The sequence below is a fragment of the Sorangium sp. So ce296 genome, from assembly GCF_051529605.1.
Classification (GTDB): domain Bacteria; phylum Myxococcota_A; class Polyangia; order Polyangiales; family Polyangiaceae; genus Sorangium; species Sorangium cellulosum_D.
Genome location: NZ_CP150325.1, coordinates 9,770,544 through 9,789,107, shown reverse-complemented (window position 1 = coordinate 9,789,107; position 18,564 = coordinate 9,770,544). Strand labels below are relative to the sequence as shown.

At 69.5% G+C, this 18,564-nt stretch carries 11 protein-coding genes; 6 read left to right on the top strand and 5 right to left on the bottom strand.

The window, feature by feature from the left end; genetic code table 11:
* Positions 1-11: 11 nt before the first annotated feature.
* Both WME98_RS36275 and WME98_RS36270 read right to left on the bottom strand, forming a co-directional pair.
* Complete coding sequence (locus WME98_RS36275) at positions 12-1,691, bottom strand: ribulokinase (protein ID WP_437946222.1); 1,680 nt, start codon at positions 1,689-1,691, stop codon at positions 12-14.
* 150 nt (positions 1,692-1,841) lie between these two features.
* Entirely contained in the window at positions 1,842-3,449 is a 1,608-nt protein-coding gene (locus WME98_RS36270; RefSeq protein WP_437946220.1) for a glycoside hydrolase family 43 protein, read from the bottom strand.
* A gap of 337 nt (positions 3,450-3,786) precedes the next feature.
* Here WME98_RS36270 and WME98_RS36265 point away from each other — a divergent pair, with 337 nt between their 5' ends.
* From WME98_RS36265 to WME98_RS36250, 4 genes are all read left to right on the top strand, one after another.
* The gene (locus tag WME98_RS36265) at positions 3,787-4,839 is read left to right on the top strand and encodes a LacI family DNA-binding transcriptional regulator (protein WP_061628533.1); all 1,053 of its coding nucleotides are present in this window, start codon (positions 3,787-3,789) and stop codon (positions 4,837-4,839) included.
* A 565-nt stretch (positions 4,840-5,404) separates the two neighbouring features.
* A complete protein-coding gene (locus tag WME98_RS36260; RefSeq protein ID WP_437946218.1) occupies positions 5,405-6,895 on the top strand; it encodes a DUF1592 domain-containing protein in 1,491 nt (496 codons plus the stop codon).
* A gap of 31 nt (positions 6,896-6,926) precedes the next feature.
* The gene (locus WME98_RS36255) at positions 6,927-8,288 is read left to right on the top strand and encodes a DUF1552 domain-containing protein (protein WP_437946217.1); all 1,362 of its coding nucleotides are present in this window, start codon (positions 6,927-6,929) and stop codon (positions 8,286-8,288) included.
* 88 nt (positions 8,289-8,376) lie between these two features.
* On the top strand, positions 8,377-9,738 hold the full coding sequence (locus tag WME98_RS36250) for a DUF1552 domain-containing protein (RefSeq protein WP_437946215.1): 1,362 nt from the start codon (positions 8,377-8,379) through the stop codon (positions 9,736-9,738).
* A gap of 93 nt (positions 9,739-9,831) precedes the next feature.
* Here the strand turns inward: WME98_RS36250 and WME98_RS36245 are convergent, their stop codons facing one another.
* On the bottom strand, positions 9,832-11,301 hold the full coding sequence (locus tag WME98_RS36245) for a PAS domain-containing protein (RefSeq protein ID WP_437946214.1): 1,470 nt from the start codon (positions 11,299-11,301) through the stop codon (positions 9,832-9,834).
* A gap of 538 nt (positions 11,302-11,839) precedes the next feature.
* Here WME98_RS36245 and WME98_RS36240 point away from each other — a divergent pair.
* Positions 11,840-13,534 (top strand): DUF1592 domain-containing protein, encoded by a 1,695-nt coding sequence (locus WME98_RS36240; protein ID WP_437946213.1) that lies wholly within the window; start codon positions 11,840-11,842, stop codon positions 13,532-13,534.
* A gap of 14 nt (positions 13,535-13,548) precedes the next feature.
* Positions 13,549-14,907 (top strand): DUF1552 domain-containing protein, encoded by a 1,359-nt coding sequence (locus WME98_RS36235; RefSeq protein WP_437946212.1) that lies wholly within the window; start codon positions 13,549-13,551, stop codon positions 14,905-14,907.
* A 473-nt stretch (positions 14,908-15,380) separates the two neighbouring features.
* On the opposite strand, the gene WME98_RS36230 is transcribed toward WME98_RS36235, so the two are convergent.
* Complete coding sequence (locus WME98_RS36230) at positions 15,381-16,916, bottom strand: non-reducing end alpha-L-arabinofuranosidase family hydrolase (RefSeq protein WP_437946210.1); 1,536 nt, start codon at positions 16,914-16,916, stop codon at positions 15,381-15,383.
* Between the two features lie 188 nt (positions 16,917-17,104).
* A complete protein-coding gene (locus tag WME98_RS36225; protein WP_437946209.1) occupies positions 17,105-18,550 on the bottom strand; it encodes an endo-1,4-beta-xylanase in 1,446 nt (481 codons plus the stop codon).
* Positions 18,551-18,564 lie beyond the last annotated feature (14 nt).

Sequence of the window (18,564 nt, the reverse complement as noted above, 5' to 3'; positions counted from 1 at the left end):
CGCGACACCGCTCATTGCGTCAGCTCCTCTTCCACGAACGATCCGAGCTCGACATAATCCCTGTACAGCGCGTCATAGAGCCTGGCGCGCGCGGGATCCGGTCGATAACGGGCCTCGGTCCCGGAGGACATCGCGCGCTGCGCGTCCTCGATCGTGGCGTGCAGGCCCGCCGCGGTCGCGGCGAACATCGCCGCTCCCAGGGCGACCGGCTGCTCGCCGGCGCGGACCTCGACGGTCATGTCGAGCACGTCCGCGAGGACCTGCATGGTCAAGGGGCTCTTGCGCGCGACCCCTCCGATACCGATGATGCCGTCGATGCGGATCCCCTGCGCGCGGAAGCGCTCGACGATGGCGCGCGAGCCGAAGGCGATCGCCTCGACCAGCGCGCGGTAGATCCGCGGCGCGTCGGTGCCCAGATCCAGGCGGGCGATCGCGCCCTGGAGCCGCTGGTCCGCGTCCGGCGTCCTCCGCCCGTTGAACCAGTCGAGCGCGACGACGGAGCTCCGCGACGGCGGGATCTCCGCGGCGGCCTTGTCCAGCGCGGGGATGATCCGGTCCATGATCGCGTCGGCGAGCGCCGCCCGGCGCGGATCGCCGGCCTCCGGGGCGTCCGGCTGGATCGCGAGGAGCGGCCAGCTGAGCAGCTGCTTGAACCACGCGAAGACGTCGCCGAAGGCGGACTGCCCCGCCTCGTAGCCGATCGCGCCGGGGAGGATCGAGCCGTCCACCTGGCCGCAGATCCCGGCGACCAGGACCTCGGGCGCGTCCGTCTTCGGGGCGACGAGCATGTCGCACGTGCTCGTGCCCATCACCTTGAGCAGGTGGTGAGGCTGGATGTCGCCGCCCACCGCGCCCATGTGCGCGTCGAAGGCGCCGACGCCCACGACGACGTCCGCCGGGATGCCGAGCGTCGCGGCCCACGCGGGCGAGATCGTCCCGAAGGGCGCGTCCGCGGTGAAGGTGCGCGAGCCGAGGGTCTCCCTGAGCGCGGGCAAGCGTGGGCTCAGCCTCGCCAGGAAATCGCTCGACGGATACCCGTCGAACTCCGGGTGCCACATGGCCTTGTGGCCCGCGGCGCAGCGGCTCCGCCGGATCCGCCCGAGATCCTCGGTGCCGGTGAGGACCGCTGGGATCCAGTCGCAGTGCTCGAGGATGGTGACCGCCGCGCGCGCCACCGCCGGGTTGTTCTCGATGACGTGGAGCGCCTTGGCCCAGAACCACTCGGAGGAGTACACGCCCCCCGAGAACTTCGTGTAATCCGGGCCGCCCCAGGAGCGGGCGAGCTCGTTGATCCGCGCCGCCTCGGCCACGGCGGTGTGGTCCTTCCAGAGGATGAACATCGCGTCCGGATCCTCCTCGAAGCCAGGGAGCAGCGAGAGCGGCCTGCCCTTCGCGTCGGCCAGGACCGGCGTCGAGCCGGTGGTGTCGACCGAGATCCCGCGCACGCGGGCGGCCACGTCGCCGCCCGCCTGCGCCAGGGCCGCTCGGATCGACGACTCCATCGCAGAGAGGTAGTCGAGCGGATGCTGGCGGAACCGGTGCTCGCGCGGGTCGCAATAACGACCTTGCGCCCAGCGCGGGTAGGGCGCGACCGCCGCCCCCGCGAGCGCGCCGTCGCGCGCGTCCACGACGACCGAACGGACGGAGTCGGTGCCGAAATCGATCCCGATGACGAAGGTCCCAGTGCTCATGACGACCTGCTCATGGCCAATCCGAAGTGATGATGTTTCAATGTGAACGTTAACATCTTCGATGTCAACAACAATCGCCGTGCCGCTGCTGCGGCTCGGCTCCCGGGCGGGCGAGCTCGTCTGGCCGGCGCGTCGAGCGCGGCGCCGCGATCACTTGAACTGAAAATAATCCAGGTTGAGCAGAGGATCAGAACCGTTACCGGTGAAGCGTAGACAGATATCGTGGACTCCCGGCGGAACCGGAGCCGCGCACTCGACATCCGTCCACGCCTGCCAGCCTCCCGTGGGGCCGACCGCGCACACGCCGATGCGCTCGCCCGGCGCGTCGGTGAACCCCTCGCAGCCGCCCAGCAGCACCTCGATCGAGCCGCCAGCGGTCGAGCCCGAGGACACGCGCGCACGGAACGTCTCCACGCCGCCGCCGAAGTCGAGCTGCGAGTACCCGATCCAGTCCTTGTCGTTGATCCAGCCCACGGCGACCCCGGCGCGCGCGCCGCCCTCTTGCACGACGTCGACCTCGATGCCGCGCTGGGCGGCCATGGTCTCCGCCTCCATGCGGGCGCGCGCGTTGACGCTCTTCAGCTGAGCCACCCTGCCCTTCGTGGCGGAGACCTGGACGATCTTGCCCTGCGCGTCGTACATCAGGTTGTCGACCGTGATGCTGCGCTGGTAGTTCGAGAAGCCGTCGCGCTTCGCGAGCACGCGGTTGTGGAAGAAGATGTACCAGTTGCCCTGGTACTCGACGATCGAGTGGTGGTTGTTGTCGCCGTTGTTGTCGGCCGGGCTCGGCAGGACGGTCCCTGCGTAGGTGAACCCGGTCATCGGGTTGTCGCTCATCATGTAATCGATGTACGCCGCGTGGCCCGTGAAGTCGGTCGAGTACGAGAAGTAGTATTTCCCGTCGCGCTTGTGCATGAACGACGCCTCGAAGAAGGCCGGCGCCTTGATGGTCGTCGCCGACGCGTCCGCGAGGCTGATCATGTCCCGGCCGAGCCGGATGACGCGAGCGTTGTCGCCCGTGCCGGTCGGACCTCCGCCGAAATAGAGGTACGCCTGGCCGTCATCGTCGATGAAGCACGTGGGGTCGAAGAGCCAGTCCACGTCCCCGACGCCCGGCGTGCTTTTCGAGATGAGCGGCTTGCCCAGCGCTTCCTTGAACGGGCCTCCCGGCGTGTCGGAGACCGCGACCCCGATCCCGCTCCCCGAATCCGGGAAGTACAGGTAGTATTTTCCGTTAGCCTCGCTGTAGCAGGCGTCCGGAGCGTACAGGTACCTGGCCCACGTGTCCGCCGCGGCCAGCGCGACCCCGTGATCCTGCCAGTTCACGAGGTCGTCCGACGAGAAGACGTGGTAGTCGACCATCGAGTAGCCCGACTGGTCGTCCGGGTCGTGGGACGCGTAGATGTACACGCGCCCTTCGAACACGTGCGCCGACGGATCCGCCGTGAAGATGTGGCTCACGATCGGGTTCCGGGCGTACCCGTTCGCCACGCCGGGGGGAGCGCCGCCGGCGCCGCCGCCGCCGCCGCCGGTGGCGTCGACCCCGCCCGTCGTCGCTCCGCCGCCGGTGCCGCCGGTCGTGGAGACGGCGGCGCTGGTCGTCGAGGCGCCGCCGGTGCTGACGGTCGTGCCCTCGGAGGAGCCACCCTGGCCTCCTCCCGTCGAGGACCCCGGGGTGTCGAGGGGTCCGGCGCAGCTCGGCGCCGAGAGGGCAGCTGCGAGCATCAACGAAGAACGAGCGAGTCTCCTCATGGTCATCGTGGCTCCTGGTCCCACGCCTCGCCCGCCCCTCCCGCGCTCGGCTGGGCTGCGCCCACGACGGCTGGCGGACGGCGTCCGTGCCGAACGGGCCCGGCAGCGGCGGTTCCGGCGCGCGCAGCGGCCCGCTTCGGGGCAAAGCCGAAGGATGAGGCGCCATTGTGAACGTTCACATGGCCGAAGTCAATGCTGATCCTGCCCGCGACGGCTGGGCCTGGGACCCGGCGGCGGCTGGCGCATCGCTCCTGAAGCGGCGCGTCAAGCGGACGGGCGCCGAGCCCTGGTCATGTTCGATGTGGATTCCAATCTGTCCGTTCACGACTAAGCTCCAGCCCCGATGGCTGAGAACTCCCCTCCAGAGCGGCGCGTCAAGCGAGGCGGGCGCCGCGCCGCGGTCATGGTCGATGTGGCCAAGCTCGCCGGCGTCTCGCACCAGACCGTCTCGCGCGTCCTGCACGACAGCCCCCACGTGCACCGCGAGACACGCGAGCGCGTGCTCGAAGCGATCCGCCAGCTCGACTACCGCCCGAGCTCCGTGGCGCAGGCGCTCGTCACCGGGCGCTCGCGGACGCTGGGCGTGGTCAGCTTCGACACGACGCTCTACGGCCCCGCGTCGACGCTCCTCGGGCTCGAGGAGGCGGCGCACGACGCCGGGTACGGCGTCAGCATCGCCAGTGTCAAGTCCCTCAGCCGCGCGTCGGTGGTCGACGCGGTGAAGCGGCTGTGCGACCAGGGCGCCGACGGCGTCGTGGTCATCGCCCCGCAGCGGTCGGCGGTGGACGCGCTCCGCCACATCACCTCCGACGTGCCGGTGGTCGCCGTCGAGGGTGGGCCGGACGACTCGATCCCGGTGGTCGCCGTCGACCAGCACGGCGGCGCGGCGGCCGCGACCCGCCACCTCCTCGACCTGGGCCACAAGACGGTGTGGCACGTCGCCGGTCCGCCCGACTGGCTCGAGGCCGACCAGCGCATCGACGGCTGGCGTTCGACGCTCGTCGCCGCCGGCGTCGAGCGGCCCCCTCTCCTGCGCGGCGACTGGAGCGCCCGCTCGGGGTACGAGCTCGGCCCGCAGCTGGTGCGCACGCCGGGCATCACCGGCGTGTTCGTGGCCAACGACCAGATGGCGCTCGGCCTGCTCCGCTTTCTCCACGAGGCCGGGCGCGACGTGCCGAAGGACATCAGCATCGTCGGCTTCGACGACATCCCGGAGGCGGCCTACTTCACGCCGCCTCTCACCACCGTAAACCAGGATTTTTCCGCGCTCGGGCGAAGGTGCCTCCACCTCCTGCTCGGTCAGATCGAGAGCGGCCACCGCTCCTATGCGCACGTCGTGGTCGAGACCAAGCTGGTCGTGCGCAAGAGCACGGCCGCGGCCCCCCGGAATCGCTGAGCGCGTACGGGCCTCCGGCGTAGGCCCGCCGGCCCGGTCCTCCACCGGGTCCGGGCGCGGACGCTCCGTCACATTTGTTTTGACATCGGCTATGTGAACGTTCACATTCTCCCCAGGGGTATTCTTTCGCTTTGCCCCGGAGGAGGCGGCCGTGCGTACCGGGCCCTGCGTCCTCGGGATCGGGATCGATCCGCGCGCCGACACCGCTCGCACGGTCGTCGCGCAAGCGATCGCTGACGGTGATCAACGTTGTGCCCAGGTCACGCCGGGCGATGTGCGGTTCGAGGTGCGACCAGCAGCCCTGAGGCAGGATTGCCCGCCGCGGGCACCCGTGCGTCGTCACTCCCTTACGTTATCGGAGAGCAAGATGAAGAAGCCGTGGTGGCACGAGCGCCGTACTTCAAGAGAGATCGCCGCTGTGTGCACGCTCGCATTCGCGGCCGCGTGCACGGGCACGCTGGGTGACTCGGATGACGGCGATGGGCCGCCCTCCGTTGGAAGCGACGGACCGTCGACGGGCTCGGCTCCTCCGCCGTTCCAGCCCGCTGCCGGGATGCTGCGCCGTTTGACGCGAACGCAGTTCCGCAACGCGGTGCGCGACGTGTTCGAGGTCGAGGTCGACGTCAATAAGCTCGACTCCGACAGCTGGAACGGTAACTTTGCAGTCATCGGCGCCGCGACCGTCGTGACCTCGGAACGCGGCGTCGAGCAGTACCACACGGCCATCGAGGACGCCGTGAACACGGTGTTCGCGGATTCCGCGAGGCGGGAACGATTCATCGGTTGCGCGCCCAGCGGCGCGCAGGACGACGCTTGCGTGCGCGGCTTCATCGAGACGCTGGGGCGCCGAGCGTGGCGCCGCCCGCTCGAGGCCGTGGAGGTCGACCGGCTCGCGGGGGTCGCCGCGACGGCCGCGACCGAGCTCGGCAGCGCCATCGAGGGTGCCCGCTGGGCGACGGTGGCCCTCTTCACGTCGCCGAACTTCCTGTATCGCCCGGAGCTCGGAGCGCCGAGCGCCAGCGGGTCGCTCCGCCTGACGGGCTACGAGATGGCGTCCCGGCTCGCGTTCCTTGTGTGGAACAGCCTGCCGGACAAGGAGCTGCTCGACCAGGCCAAGAGCGGCGCCCTCGAGACGGTGGAGGGGGTCCGTGAGGCGGCGACGCGGCTGCTCGACGCGCCCGCTGGACGCGAGGCCGTCGGCGCGTTCGCCGAGGAGTACATGCGGCTCGAGCGCATCGGCACGCAGGCCAAGGACACGGAGCTATTTCCGGAGTACGGCCCCGCGCTGCAAGAGGCGATGGTCCGCGACATGCGAGGCACCTGGGAGGCCCTCGCGTTCGACGATCAGGCGAGCGCGCTCGACCTGTTCTCGACCACGAAGGTCGTCGTCAACTCGGAGCTCGCCGAGCTCTACGGCCTCGACACGACCGGCCTCAGCTCGAACCGCTTCGAGGTCCGCTCGTTGCCCGCGGACGGCCCGCGCCTCGGGATCCTCGGCAAGGCAGGCTTCCTCTCGCAGTTCGCGAACCAGAAAGAGGGCTCCCCCACCCTGCGCGGCAGGTTCATGAGCGAGGCCCTTCTGTGCAAGACCATCCCGTTGCCCCCCGGCGACGTCGACATCGTGCTCGACGAGCCGACCGCGGATATGCCCCTCACCAAGCGTCAGCGGCTCGAGCGCCACCGGACCGACCCCACCTGCGCCGGTTGCCATGCGTTCATGGACCCCTTGGCCCTGCCGCTCGAGAACTTCGACGCGATCGGCCGCTACCGCACGACCGACCACGGCCTGCCGATCGACCCGAGCGGGTCGTTCGACAAGCAGCCGGTCGCCGACGCGCGCGAGCTCGGCGAGGCCATCGGCTCGAACGAGAAGGTCGCGCAATGCCTCGTCCGCAAATTCTACTCGTATGCGGCGGGGCACGAGGAGCGAGACGTCGACGGCAGCGTCGTCAACGAGCTGAGCGCTTCGTTCGAAGCGTCGGGGTTCCAGCTGCGCGAGCTGGTCCTCGACGTCGTGACGAGCAAGGCCTTTTCGTCCGTCGCCCCCCAACGCTAGTCGCACGGTATTCCCCATGACGCTTAAAGCTTTGAACCGACGAACGGTACTCCGGGGCATGCTGGCGACGGGCGCCGCCGTCACCATCCCGCTCCCCCTGCTGGAGATCATGCTGAACCAGAGCGGCACGGCGTACGCTGCGCCGAACGCCCCGGTCTCGCCGCTCTACGTCACCTGGTTCTTCGGGAACGGCACGCTGCCCGGCCGCTGGAAGCCGGCGCGCACGGGCTCCGGCTCGGCCTGGGAGCTCAGCCCCGAGCTCCAGCCGCTCGCCGACCACAAGTCGCACCTCACGGTGATCAGCGGCCTCGAGAACAAGCTCGTCGTGTCCGGCGTCGAGCACCCCTCGGGGTCGGCGGGGGCCACGACCGGCGCGCCGATCAGCGGGAACGCCGTGCGGGCCGCATCCATCGACCAGGTCGTCGCGGACGTCATCTCGGCGGGGGCGCCGTACCGCTCTCTCGAGGTGGGCGTGACGCCGGCGACGCCGAACGGCCCTCAGGACTCGCTGCACACGGTCTCGCACAGGGGGCCGAACTCGCGCAACAACCCGGAGTTCGACCCGAAGGCCGTGTTCAACCGGCTGTTCATGGGCACATCGCCCGCGCCCAGCGACCCGCAAGCGGAGCAGGCCGCGAAGCTCGCGAGGGTCCGGAAGAGCGTGCTCGACTCCGTCCTGGAAGACGGCGCGAGCCTGCAGCAGCGGCTCGGGGCGACCGACAGGCACCGCGTGGAGCAGCACCTCGAGTCGATCCGCGCCATCGAGCGGCGCCTCGAGGCGACGGCCTCCGGCGAGGATTCGCCGAGTGCATGCAGTACCCCGGTGGCCCCCACCGCCGGCAAGGACATGCAGAGCGAAGCCCCCCCGGCGGTCAACACCGCCATGGTCGAGCTCTCGGCGCTCGCGCTCGCCTGCGAGAGGACCCGCGTGCTCTCGTTCATGTACTCGCTGCCCGCCGCGCACATCTACTACCGGCACCTCGCGCCGGACATGAACGACGACTTCCACGACACCATCTGCCACGGCGATCCCGGGGATCAATCGAGCCAGCCTCGCGTCGACAAGGGCGTGATTTACACGATGCGTTGCCTCAACGAGTTCTTGACGAAGCTCAAGAACACGCCGCACGGCAGCTCGAACTTGCTCGACAGCTCGCTCGTCTTCGTCACGTCCGACACCGCCTGGGGAAAGACGCACTCGCGGACGGAATGGCCGGTGCTCTTCGCGGGCAAGGCCGGCGGGCGGCTGCGCGGCGACGAGCACCACAACTTCCCCGGCGACAACCTGAGCAAGGCGCTCCTGACGGTCGCCCAGATCATGGGCTCGAAGGCGACCGAGATCGGCATCGACGCCGGGCGGGTCAACTCACCGCTCCAAGGCATCCAGGTCTGAGCGCGGCGCAGCCCGGAGCGGGCGCGCCGCCCGCGCTCGCGAACACGTCACCCCTCATCGCACGGTGTTCCCCATGACGCTTAAAGCTTTGAACCGACGAACGGTACTCCGGGGCATGCTGGCGACGGGCGCCGCCGTCACCATCCCGCTCCCCCTGCTGGAGATCATGCTGAACCAGAGCGGCACGGCGTACGCCGCGCCGAACGCCCCGGTCTCGCCGCTCTACGTCACCTGGTTCTTCGGGAACGGCACGCTGCCCGGCCGCTGGAAGCCGGCGCGCACGGGCTCCGGCTCGGCCTGGGAGCTCAGCCCCGAGCTCCAGCCGCTCGCCGACCACAAGTCGCACCTCACCGTGATCAGCGGCCTCGAGAACAAGCTCGTCGTGTCCGGCCTCGAGCACCCCACCGGGTCGGCGGGGGCGACGACCGGCGCGCCGCTCGGCGGCAACGCCGTGCGGGCCGCCTCCATCGACCAGATCGTCGCGGATGTCATCTCGGCGGGGGCGCCGTACCGCTCTCTCGAGGTGGGATTGACGCCGGCGACGCCGGGAGGCCCCCAGGACTCGCTGCACACGGTCTCGCACCGGGGGCCGAACTCGCGCAACAACCCGGAATTCGACCCGAAGGCCGTGTTCAATCGGTTGTTCATGGGCACATCGCCCGCGCCCAGCGATCCGCAAGCGGAGCAGGCCGCGAAGCTCGCGCGGGTCCGGAAGAGCGTGCTCGACTCCGTCCTGGAAGACGGCGCGAGCCTGCAGCAGCGGCTCGGCGCGGCCGACAGGCAACGCGTGGAGCAGCACCTCGACTCGATCCGCGCCATCGAGCGACGCCTCGAGACGACGGCCCCCGGCGACGGCACGCCAGCGGAGTGCAGCAGCCCGACGGCCCCCGCCGTCGGCAAGGATGTACAGAGCGAGGCGCCCCCGGCGGTGAACACCGCCATGGTCGAGCTCTCGGCGCTCGCGCTCGCCTGCGAGAGGACCCGCGTGCTCTCCTTCATGTTCTCGCTGCCCGCCGCGCACGTCTACTACCGGCACCTCGCGCAGGACATGAACGACGACTTCCACGACACCATCTGTCACGGCGATCCCGGGGATCAATCCAGCCAGCCCCGCGTCGACAAGGGCGTGATCTACACGATGCGCTGCCTCAACGAGTTCTTGACCAAGCTCAAGAATACGCCGCACGGCAGCTCGAACTTGCTCGACAGCTCGCTCGTCTTCGTCACGTCCGACACCGCCTGGGGAAAGACGCACTCGCGGACGGAATGGCCGGTGCTCTTCGCGGGCAAGGCCGGCGGGCGGCTGCGCGGCGACGAGCACCACAACTTCCCCGGCGACAACCTGAGCAAGGCGCTCCTGACGGTCGCCCAGATCATGGGCTCGAAGGCGACCGAGATCGGCATCGACGCCGGGCGGGTCAACTCACCGCTTCAAGGCATCCAGGTCTGAGCGCGGCGCAGCCCGGAGCGGGCGCTCCCCTCGCCCGCGCGTGACCGCGGGCCCGAGCGCGGCCGCCAGCACCGGCGGCGCCGGCTCGGTCGCTCAACGGGCGGCGCGCGGGCGCTCCGTGGGCCGGAGCGCGTGGGCGATGCCGCTCTGCAAGCTGCTCAGCGTGACGATGCCGGAGAGGTCCGCGCCGAGCTCGATCAGGGCCCTCGCCACCTCCGGGCGGATGCCCGTGAGCACCACGCGCGTGCCGAGCATCCGGGCGGCGCGCGCGGTCCGCGTCAGCGCGTCGGCGACGAGCGCGTCGACGGCGCGCACGCCGGTGATGTCGAGGAGCGCGGTGTGGGCGCGCTGGCTGCTGATCCCGGCGAGCAGCGTCTCCATCACCTGCCCCACCCGCGCGCGGTCGAGCGTTCCGACGAGCGGCATGGCCAGGACGCCGTCGGCGAGCGGGATGAGCGGCGTCGAGAGCTCCCGGAGCGTCTCCCGCTGCGCGGCGATGACCTGCTCCTGCAGCGCGGCGCGCTCGGCCTCCGAGCGCCTCAGGTCGGTGTCCTCTCTCACGACGCCGCCGACGCCGACCAGCTCGCCGCGCGCGTCGTGAACCGGGAATTTGACCGTGGAGAAATAGAAATTCTGGCTGCCGTAGTCCAGCACCTCTTCGTACCGCAACGGCCGGCCGCTCGCGAAGACCTCGCGTTCCTTCGCCACGATCGCGTCGGCGACGTTGGGCGGCGTGGCGCCGAACTCATGCTCGTCCTTGCCGAGGAACTCGATGGCGTGCCGCCCGAGCGCGCGCGCATAATGGCGGTTGACGAACACGTACCGCCCCTCCGCGTCCTTGATGAACATGACGTTCGGCGAGTTGTCCACGAGCTGCAGGAGGAGCTGATAGCGCTCGTGCACCAGGTGCTCTCTCCGCCGCGGATCGTCGCCTTCATCCACGATGGCCGCGATCTCCCGGACGTCGCCTCGCTCGTCGCGCAGCACGGCGTAGGTCCACCGGCAGGTGATCGCGTCTCCCTCTCTCGTCGTGCCCGCGCTCGTGGTCGTGGCGAAGAAGCTCTCGCCAGCGTCGTGCTTGAACGCCTGCACCGCCTGGGGCGACACCGGATCCGCGGCCACGAGGTCGGAGAGGCGGCGGCCCACGGCCTCGCCCTCGCTCCAACCGAAGAGGCCCTCGGCGCCGTCGCTCCAGCGCGTCACGGTGCCATCCAGGCGCCAGTGGACCAGCGCCGGCACCCGCGTGGCGCCCCGCGCGAACGGCGCGTCGAGGTACCCCGCTGACGCGCTGACCAGCCCTCTCTCGCGCGCGAGCTCACCGCGCAGCGCGGCCAGCTCGCTCTCCAGCTCTTCGACGCGCGCGCGCAGCGCCGCGCTCTCTGCCTTGGGGTCGATGTCGCCACCGATGTGCGCGGACACCCCACCCCGCGCGGGGCTCCCGTCGAGCTCGCGATACGCGCCCGCCGAGCCCTCTGCGCCCGAGCCGCGGTCTCCTCCGGATCTCCCGTGCGCGTGGGCGCGTCCGCTCGCTCCCGACGTGCCCTCGCTCCTGTCGCGGCTCATCCTCGCCCCTCTGCGCGCTGCTCCGAAAGCGCGTCCGTGTCCGTAGTGTAACGGACTTGCAAGTCGAGATCCCACCAAAAATCCGACCAGCCGCCACTCGCAGGCAGCGGGGGCGTCGGTCGATTGGCGTTGACACTCCCAATGTGAACGCTCACAATCGACCAAAGCGGTATCCTTTTGCTTCGCCTTGGGTGGGTGTCGTGCGCCCGAGGCCCTCGTCGTCCGCTCGATCCCGCCCCGACTCCGTACGTCCTGCGGTGCGCGCCGCGAGCGGCGGATCGGCGCACCGCAGGTCGCCCGCGGTCGCGCGCCTCCCGGGATCGCGCGATCCCTCGCGATTTCGCGCACGAGCGATGTGGCGAGCTCCGGTCGGGCTCGAATTGCTCGTCGTCGATCGGCCGCCGGCCAGACGTCGCGGGTCAAACCGAAGCCGCGCTCGATGACGGAGGAGAACACACCGTTTCTGGTCTCTGGTGGTTGCGCTGTCAGCCACGCTGAAAGAGCTGCTCACTCGTCAGAGCCTGTTGAGGAGACAATGATGACCTCACCGTCTTTTTCGATCACCGGCCGACCGCGCTGGAGGCGGGCGCTCGGCGCGGGGCTCTGCGCTGCGGCGCTCCTCCTCGCGGGGTGCACCGGCTCCCTGGGCGACCCGGCTCAGGGCGACGGTGCCTCGCCGGGCGGCGCGGCGGCGGCGCAGGTCGCCGAGCGCAGCATGTTCCCGCGGCTGAGCCACGCGCAGTGGGAGAACACGGTGCGCGATCTCCTGCGCCTCGACGACAGGCCCGGTCTCTCGGCGTCGTTCACGACCGATCCGCTCGGCGGCGTGTTCGACAACAACGAGGCCGCGCTCCTCGTGACCCCGGGGCTCTGGAGCGATTACCAGCGCGCCGCCGAGGAGCTCGCGGCGATGGTGGCCGAAGACAAGGGCAAGCTCGATCGGATCGCGCCCGCGGACCTGCCGGACGAGCCGGAGGCGCGGGCGCTTGCGTTCGTCGAGCGGTTCGGCGAGCGGGCGTTCCGGCGGCCGCTCACGGCCGGCGAGCGGGACGCGTACCTCGCGCTGTTCCACCGCGGCGAGGAGCTCTTCGAGGGCGACGATCCGTTCGCCGCCGGCGCGCGCGCGGCGCTCGAGGCGTTTCTGCAGTCACCCCATTTCGTCTACCGGGTCGAGGTCGGCGCCGGGCCCGCGAAGGGCGGGCTCATCCCGCTGAGCGGCCACGAGATCGCGACGAAGCTCGCGTACCTCTTCTGGAACACGATGCCCTCCGACGACCTCCTCGCGGCGGCGAAGGCGGGCGAGCTCTCGACCCCCGAGGCCGTCCGCGCCTACGCCGAGCGCATGCTCGACGACCCGCGCGCCCGCGAGGTCGTCGGCGCGTTCCACCGGCAGCTCTACGATTACGAGCAGTACCACGATCTCAACAAGGACCGGGCGCTCTACCCGGAGTTCGTCCCCGAGATCGGGGACGACATGCAGCGCGAGGCGGAGCTGTTCGTGGAGCACATCGTCTTCGACAAGGAGGGTGGGCTCACCGACCTGCTCACCTCGCGCACCGCGTTCGTGAACGACCACCTCGCCGCGGTCTACGGCGTCGAGGGCGAGTTCTCGGACAAATTCGAGCAGGTGGAGCTCGCCGAGGCGGAGCGCTCGGGGCTGCTCACGCGCCTCGGCTTCCTCGCGTCGAAGGCGACGGCGCGGCAGCCGGACTCGATCCACCGCGGCGTCTTCGTGAACCTCAGGGTCCTCTGCGCCGCGCTGCCGCCGCCGCCGGACAACGCGACGGGGCTGCCGCCGGGCGAGCACGCGACCAACCGCGAGCGCGTCGAGGCGCACACGGGCAAGGGGACGTGCGGCGAGGCGTGCCACGGGACATGGATCAACCCGGCCGGGTTCGCCTTCGAGCATTACGACGCGATCGGCAAGTACCGCACGACCGACAACGGCGTGCCGGTCGACGCCGCGGACGCCTACCGGTTCGGCGGCGAGCTGAAGAGCTATGCGGACGCGATCGAGTTCAGCCGGATCCTCGCCGAGAGCGACGAGGCCCACGCGTGCTACGCGCGGCGCTGGATCGAGTTCGCGCAGGGCCGCAGCACGGGCGCGAAGGACCGGCAGTCCATCAAGGAACTCGGCGAGGCGTCGCGCGGCGGCGCCTCCACCAAAGAGCTCATCCTTCAGGTCGTCTCGTCCGACACCTTCCTCACCCGTGTTCCCGCGGAGGCGCAATGATCAGCCGACGACGTGTGCTTCGAGGCCTGTTTGGCGTAACGGTCGCGCTCCCGTTCCTGGAGACGTTCGCGCCCCGGCGCGCGGCGGCCGGCACGGGCGACGCGCCGCCCTTCGCGATCTTCATGCGCCAGGCGAACGGCGTGGCGCAGGCGGCCGGCGACGAGCCCGAGATGTTCTGGCCCAGCGAGACGGGCCCGCTGTCGAAGGCGTCCCTGGAGCGGGACAGCGACCGGGCGGTCAGCGAGCTCAAGGACTACGCGAGCCAGCTCATCATGGTGCGCGGCGTGGATTTCGCGTTCAAGGCCAACGGGTGCGGCCACTCCGGCGGCGGCAACCAGTGCCTGACGGCCGCGCGCGTGTCGGATCAGCCATCGGGCAACGAGTCGCTCGCGATGGGCGAGTCGATCGACAACCGCATCGCGACCGAGCTCAACCCGGCGGGCGTCGAGCCGCTGACGCTCTACGCCGGCAGGATGGGCGGCTACATCAACGAGGTGCTCTCGTACCGCGGGCCGAAGCAGCTCCGCGCCGCCGAGCGCAACCCGTTCAACGCGTACAAGAAGCTCTTCGGGCTCGCCGACGTGGGCGCCGAGGCCCAGCAGGCGCTGACCGAGCGCCGCGCCAGCGTCAACGACCTGGTGCGCGGGGAGATGCGGGCGCTCATGAGCCGGAAGGACCTCAGCAAGAGCGATCGCGAGCGGCTAGCGCTCCATTTCGACAGCATCCGCGATCTCGAGGTCGCGCTCGCGTGCAATCTCCCGGCGGAGGCGGTCGCCGAGATGGAGGCGATCTCGCCGAACGTCGGCAGATCCGAGAACGTGGAGACCGTCACGCGCATGCAGATGGATATCATCGCGCTCGCGATGGCGTGCGGCGTGACGCGCGCGGCGACGCTCCAGGTGGGCGACGGCAACGACGGGACCGAGTACACGATCCATGGCGTCCGGCAGAAGAGCTACCACAAGATCTCCCACCGCATCGACAGCGACGGCACCTCCGGTCCGCCGATCGAGGGCGCGCAGGAGCTGCACCACCAGATCGACCGGATCCACGCGCGGATGTTCAAGCACCTGCTCGACCGGCTCTCGTCCTACGAGCTCGGCTCGGGGACGCTCCTCGACCGCGGCGTGGCGGTGTGGCTCAACGACAATGCCGACAAGTTCCACGGGTACCGGAGGGTCCCGTACATCCTCGCCGGCGGCGCCGCGGGCTACCTGAAGACCGGCCAGTTCGTCGACGTCAAGATCACCAACAACAAGCTGCTCAACACGATCGGCGCGGCGGTCGGCTGCAAGAACGGCCAGGGCGGCCCGCTCGACGATTTCGGCGACGAGAGCCTCGAGGGCGGGCTCGTCGATTCGATCCTCGCCTGAGGGAGCAGGAGATCCGCACGTCAAGGACAAGAGCACCGTCACGAGCCGGAGCGGTGGCAAGGACCGCAAGTACATCCTGTGGCTCCCCGCCGGCTACGACAAGGACCGTCCTTACCGGCTCGTCGTCGCTTACCACTGGTACACGGCTCGCGAGGTCTGGGACTTCTTCACGCAGTTCTGAGCCGGGGGTTCGAGGCGCCGGATAGTGGTCAACTTCCCCCAGAGAGAGTCCACATGAAGGCGGGAAGGCGGGAAGATCATCAAGTTTTTCTTCCCGCCTTCCCGCCTTCATGTTCAAATTTGACCACTTACAGGCGTCGATCGCCTCTCACGCGGTCGCCGGCTTCGCTGGCGTTGAGGCCGCTCGAAAGAGCAGAAAGCCGAGCCGCCAAGCCGCCAAGGACGCCAAGCTCTTGTTCTCTTCTTGGCGTTCTTGGCGTCCTTGGCGGCTCATTTCTCGAGCGATCGGCGCTCTAGCGCGCTGCCCGCAGCAACCCGAGGCGATACGGGAGCTGCGAGTATTCGCCGCCCGACCTCGGATCGCGGCCTTGATACAGGAACTGGAGATTGCAGGTGTCGATCGTCGCGGTCTCGTCGTTGCCGTCGCGGAGCAGCTCGCCATGGCTGACGTCATCGCTCCAGTCGGCCACGCCCGACGCGTAGGTGACGTTGTTCTGGCCTGCGAACGGCGCGTTCCAGGTGTGCGCGAGCGGGGTCCACGCGCCGTCGAGGCGATCGGCGGTGAACGAGCGATAGAACCTGGCGCCCGTCGGGCCGATGGCCTCGATGAGCGTCAAGTACTTGTCCATGCCCTTGATCTTGTACGTGGAGCTCCCCTCGAACAGGTTGTTGCGATTCGAGTCCTGAAGGGCGACCGAGACAGGACCGAACCCGCTCGGGAAATTGCGCAGGGCCGTCTGGCTGCGGTACATCTTACCGTCGTCGCCGGTGAAGAAGAGGTAGCAGTTGGCGCTGTCGCAGATCACCCAGTAGTCGATGGGCAGGCTGGGCATGCCAGCCGGCGTGGACGCGAAGAAGTTCTGGGGCCTGCTCCACGTCTCCGGGCGGCTCGGGTCGTCGGTCGTGGAGAACTGCGGCGGCTGCGATTGATAGATGAGGTACCACTTGTTCTGCGGCCTGAAGAAGAAGATCTGCGGCGCGCACCGGTAGCCGCTGAACCCGGGCGTGCGATCCATATAATAGTGCGGCGCGGACGCGGCCTGGGGCCAATCGGTGAAGCTCAGGTGCGTCATCTGCCAGTTGCCGGCGGTGTTCGCCGTGGTGGCATAGATGTTGTAGCGATCGTTGTGGAAGACGACCGTCGGGTCTTTGATGGACACGATACTGTGAGTCGCGTCCGATTTCGGGCTCACCAGGATGCCGCTCGACTGCCAGCGGAAGGAGGTGGGCAAGCCGCAGCCCCCGCCGTCAGAGCCCCCCGTCCCTCCGCCCGAGGTCACGGGCGTGACCCGGAATTGCTGGTTGGTCCCGCCGTTCGACGCCCACTGGATCACGGCGGTGCCGTCCGCGGTGCCGCGGCCGTAGACGTCCAGGGACTTGCCGCTGTGGCGCGCCGTGAGGCGCACGGCGCCGCCGGTGACGTCGGTGAACGACCACTGCTGGTTCTCCCCGGTCCAGCAGGAGTATTGCTGGACGCGGGCGCCGTCGCTGGTAGCGGCTCCCGCGACGTCCACGCAGCGGTCGCTGCCCACGTTGCGGATGCGATAGTAGCCGCCGCCCGCCGATTCCATGCGGAACTGTTGCCGCGCCGAGCCGTTGCAGGTCGCGATCTGCACGCCGGCGCCGTCAGCGGTGCTGCCTCCGGCCACCTCGACGCACTTTCCGCTCTGCACGCCGACGATCGTGTAGGTCGCCGCGGTGTCGATGGTGACGCTCTCCGCCAGGTCGCCGAAATCGAAGCCCTCTTCGTCGAGCTGCTCGGCGGGACCGCACGCGGTCGCGGCGGCGAACATCGTGGACAGCAAAGATAGTCGAAGTCCGATTCTCATCATCGTCTCCTGTACTCACCAGGGTATGAAGCTGCAAACAAGACACACAGGGCGCCCGGGATCGGCCGCGCGGGCTCGGGCTCACGGGCAGGCTCCGTCGAACCTGCGCCGTGAGGACGAGCCTGCGCGGCGCTCTCCGGGCGCGCGGCTGTCGGGGACGCGCGCGGGGGGCGCGCGCGTCGGCGCGGTCAGCGCCCCAGGTAGCCCATCAGCCAGGACATGGCGGGCCGCATCTGGCCGCCGCTGCTCATGAGCCCCGAGTTGGAGAGCCACGTCTGGCCGCTGACGTAGCCCCACAGCGTGATGCCCTTCACGCTGGGATGGTCGTAGAACATGGGGAACTGGCTCTGCATCACGCTGAGCTGCTGCGCGTCGTTCGCCAGGTTGATGTCGTACTCGGTGATGTAGACCGGCAGACCGGTGGCGGCGAGCCGGTCGAGGAAGGTCTTCACGGTGCTGGTCGGCATCGAGAACGCGGCGTGGGCCTGCGCTCCGATGCCGTCGATGGGCGCCCCTGCCGCCCGGATCCGATTGACGATGTTGATCGTGTTCTGGTTGTCGCCGCTGTACTCGATGTTGTTGTAGTCGTTGAGCAGCAGCTTGGCGTTCGGGCAGTACTGCCGCGCCCACTTGAACGCTTGCACGATCCAGTCGTACCCGCTCGCTCCCGCGCCGCCGAGGGCGTTCATGTACACCGGCGTGGTGTGCGGGGGCGGCTCGTTCACGACGTCGATGATGGCGACGTCCGGGTAGCGCTGGCAGAACGCCCGGATCCACTCCTCCACCTCCGCGCGCTGCTCGCTCTGCGACAGACCGGCGAGCCAGCCCGGCTGCTGGGCGCCCCAGATCAGGGTGTGGCCCTTGTAAGGAATGTTGTTCAGGCGCGCGTAATCCCGGACCCGATCCATGCCGGACCAGTTCATGACGTTGCGCTGGCCCTCGACGGAGCCCCACTTGCCCTCGTTCTCCGGGGAGAGCTGGTTCCAGTATCGGGCCAGATCCGATCGCACCTGCCCGCCGGTCGTGATGTTGCCGACGAACTTGCCTCCACCGGTGCCGGTCCCCGTTCCGCCCGAGCTCACGGGCGTGAGTCGGAATTGCTGGTTCGTCCCGCCGTTCGACGCCCACTGGATCACGGCGGTGCCGTCCGCGGTGCCGCGGCCGTAGACGTCCAGGGACTTGCCGCTGTGGCGCGCCGTGAGGCGCACGGCGCCGCCGGTGACGTCCGCAAACGACCACTGCTGGTTCTCCCCGGTCCAGCAGGAGTATTGCTGGACGCGGGCGCCGTCGGTGGTCGAGGCGCTCGCGACGTCCATGCAGCGGTCGCTGCCCACGTTGCGGATGCGATAGTAGCCGCCGCTCGCCGATTCCATGCGGAACTGTTGCCGCGCAGACCCGTTGCAGGTGGCGATCTGCAAGCCCGCGCCGTCAGCGGTGCTGCCCCCGGCCACCTCGACGCATTTTCCGCTCTGCACGCCGACGATCGTGTAGGTCGCCGCTGCGTCGATGGTGACGCTCTCGGCTGCGTCGCCGAAGTCGAAGCCCTCTTCGTCGAGGTCGAGCTGATCGACGGGACCGCACGCGACGAGCGCGAGGGCGGTCAGCAGGGGCCATCGTTCGAATCGCATTCTCATAAGGTTCTCCTGTG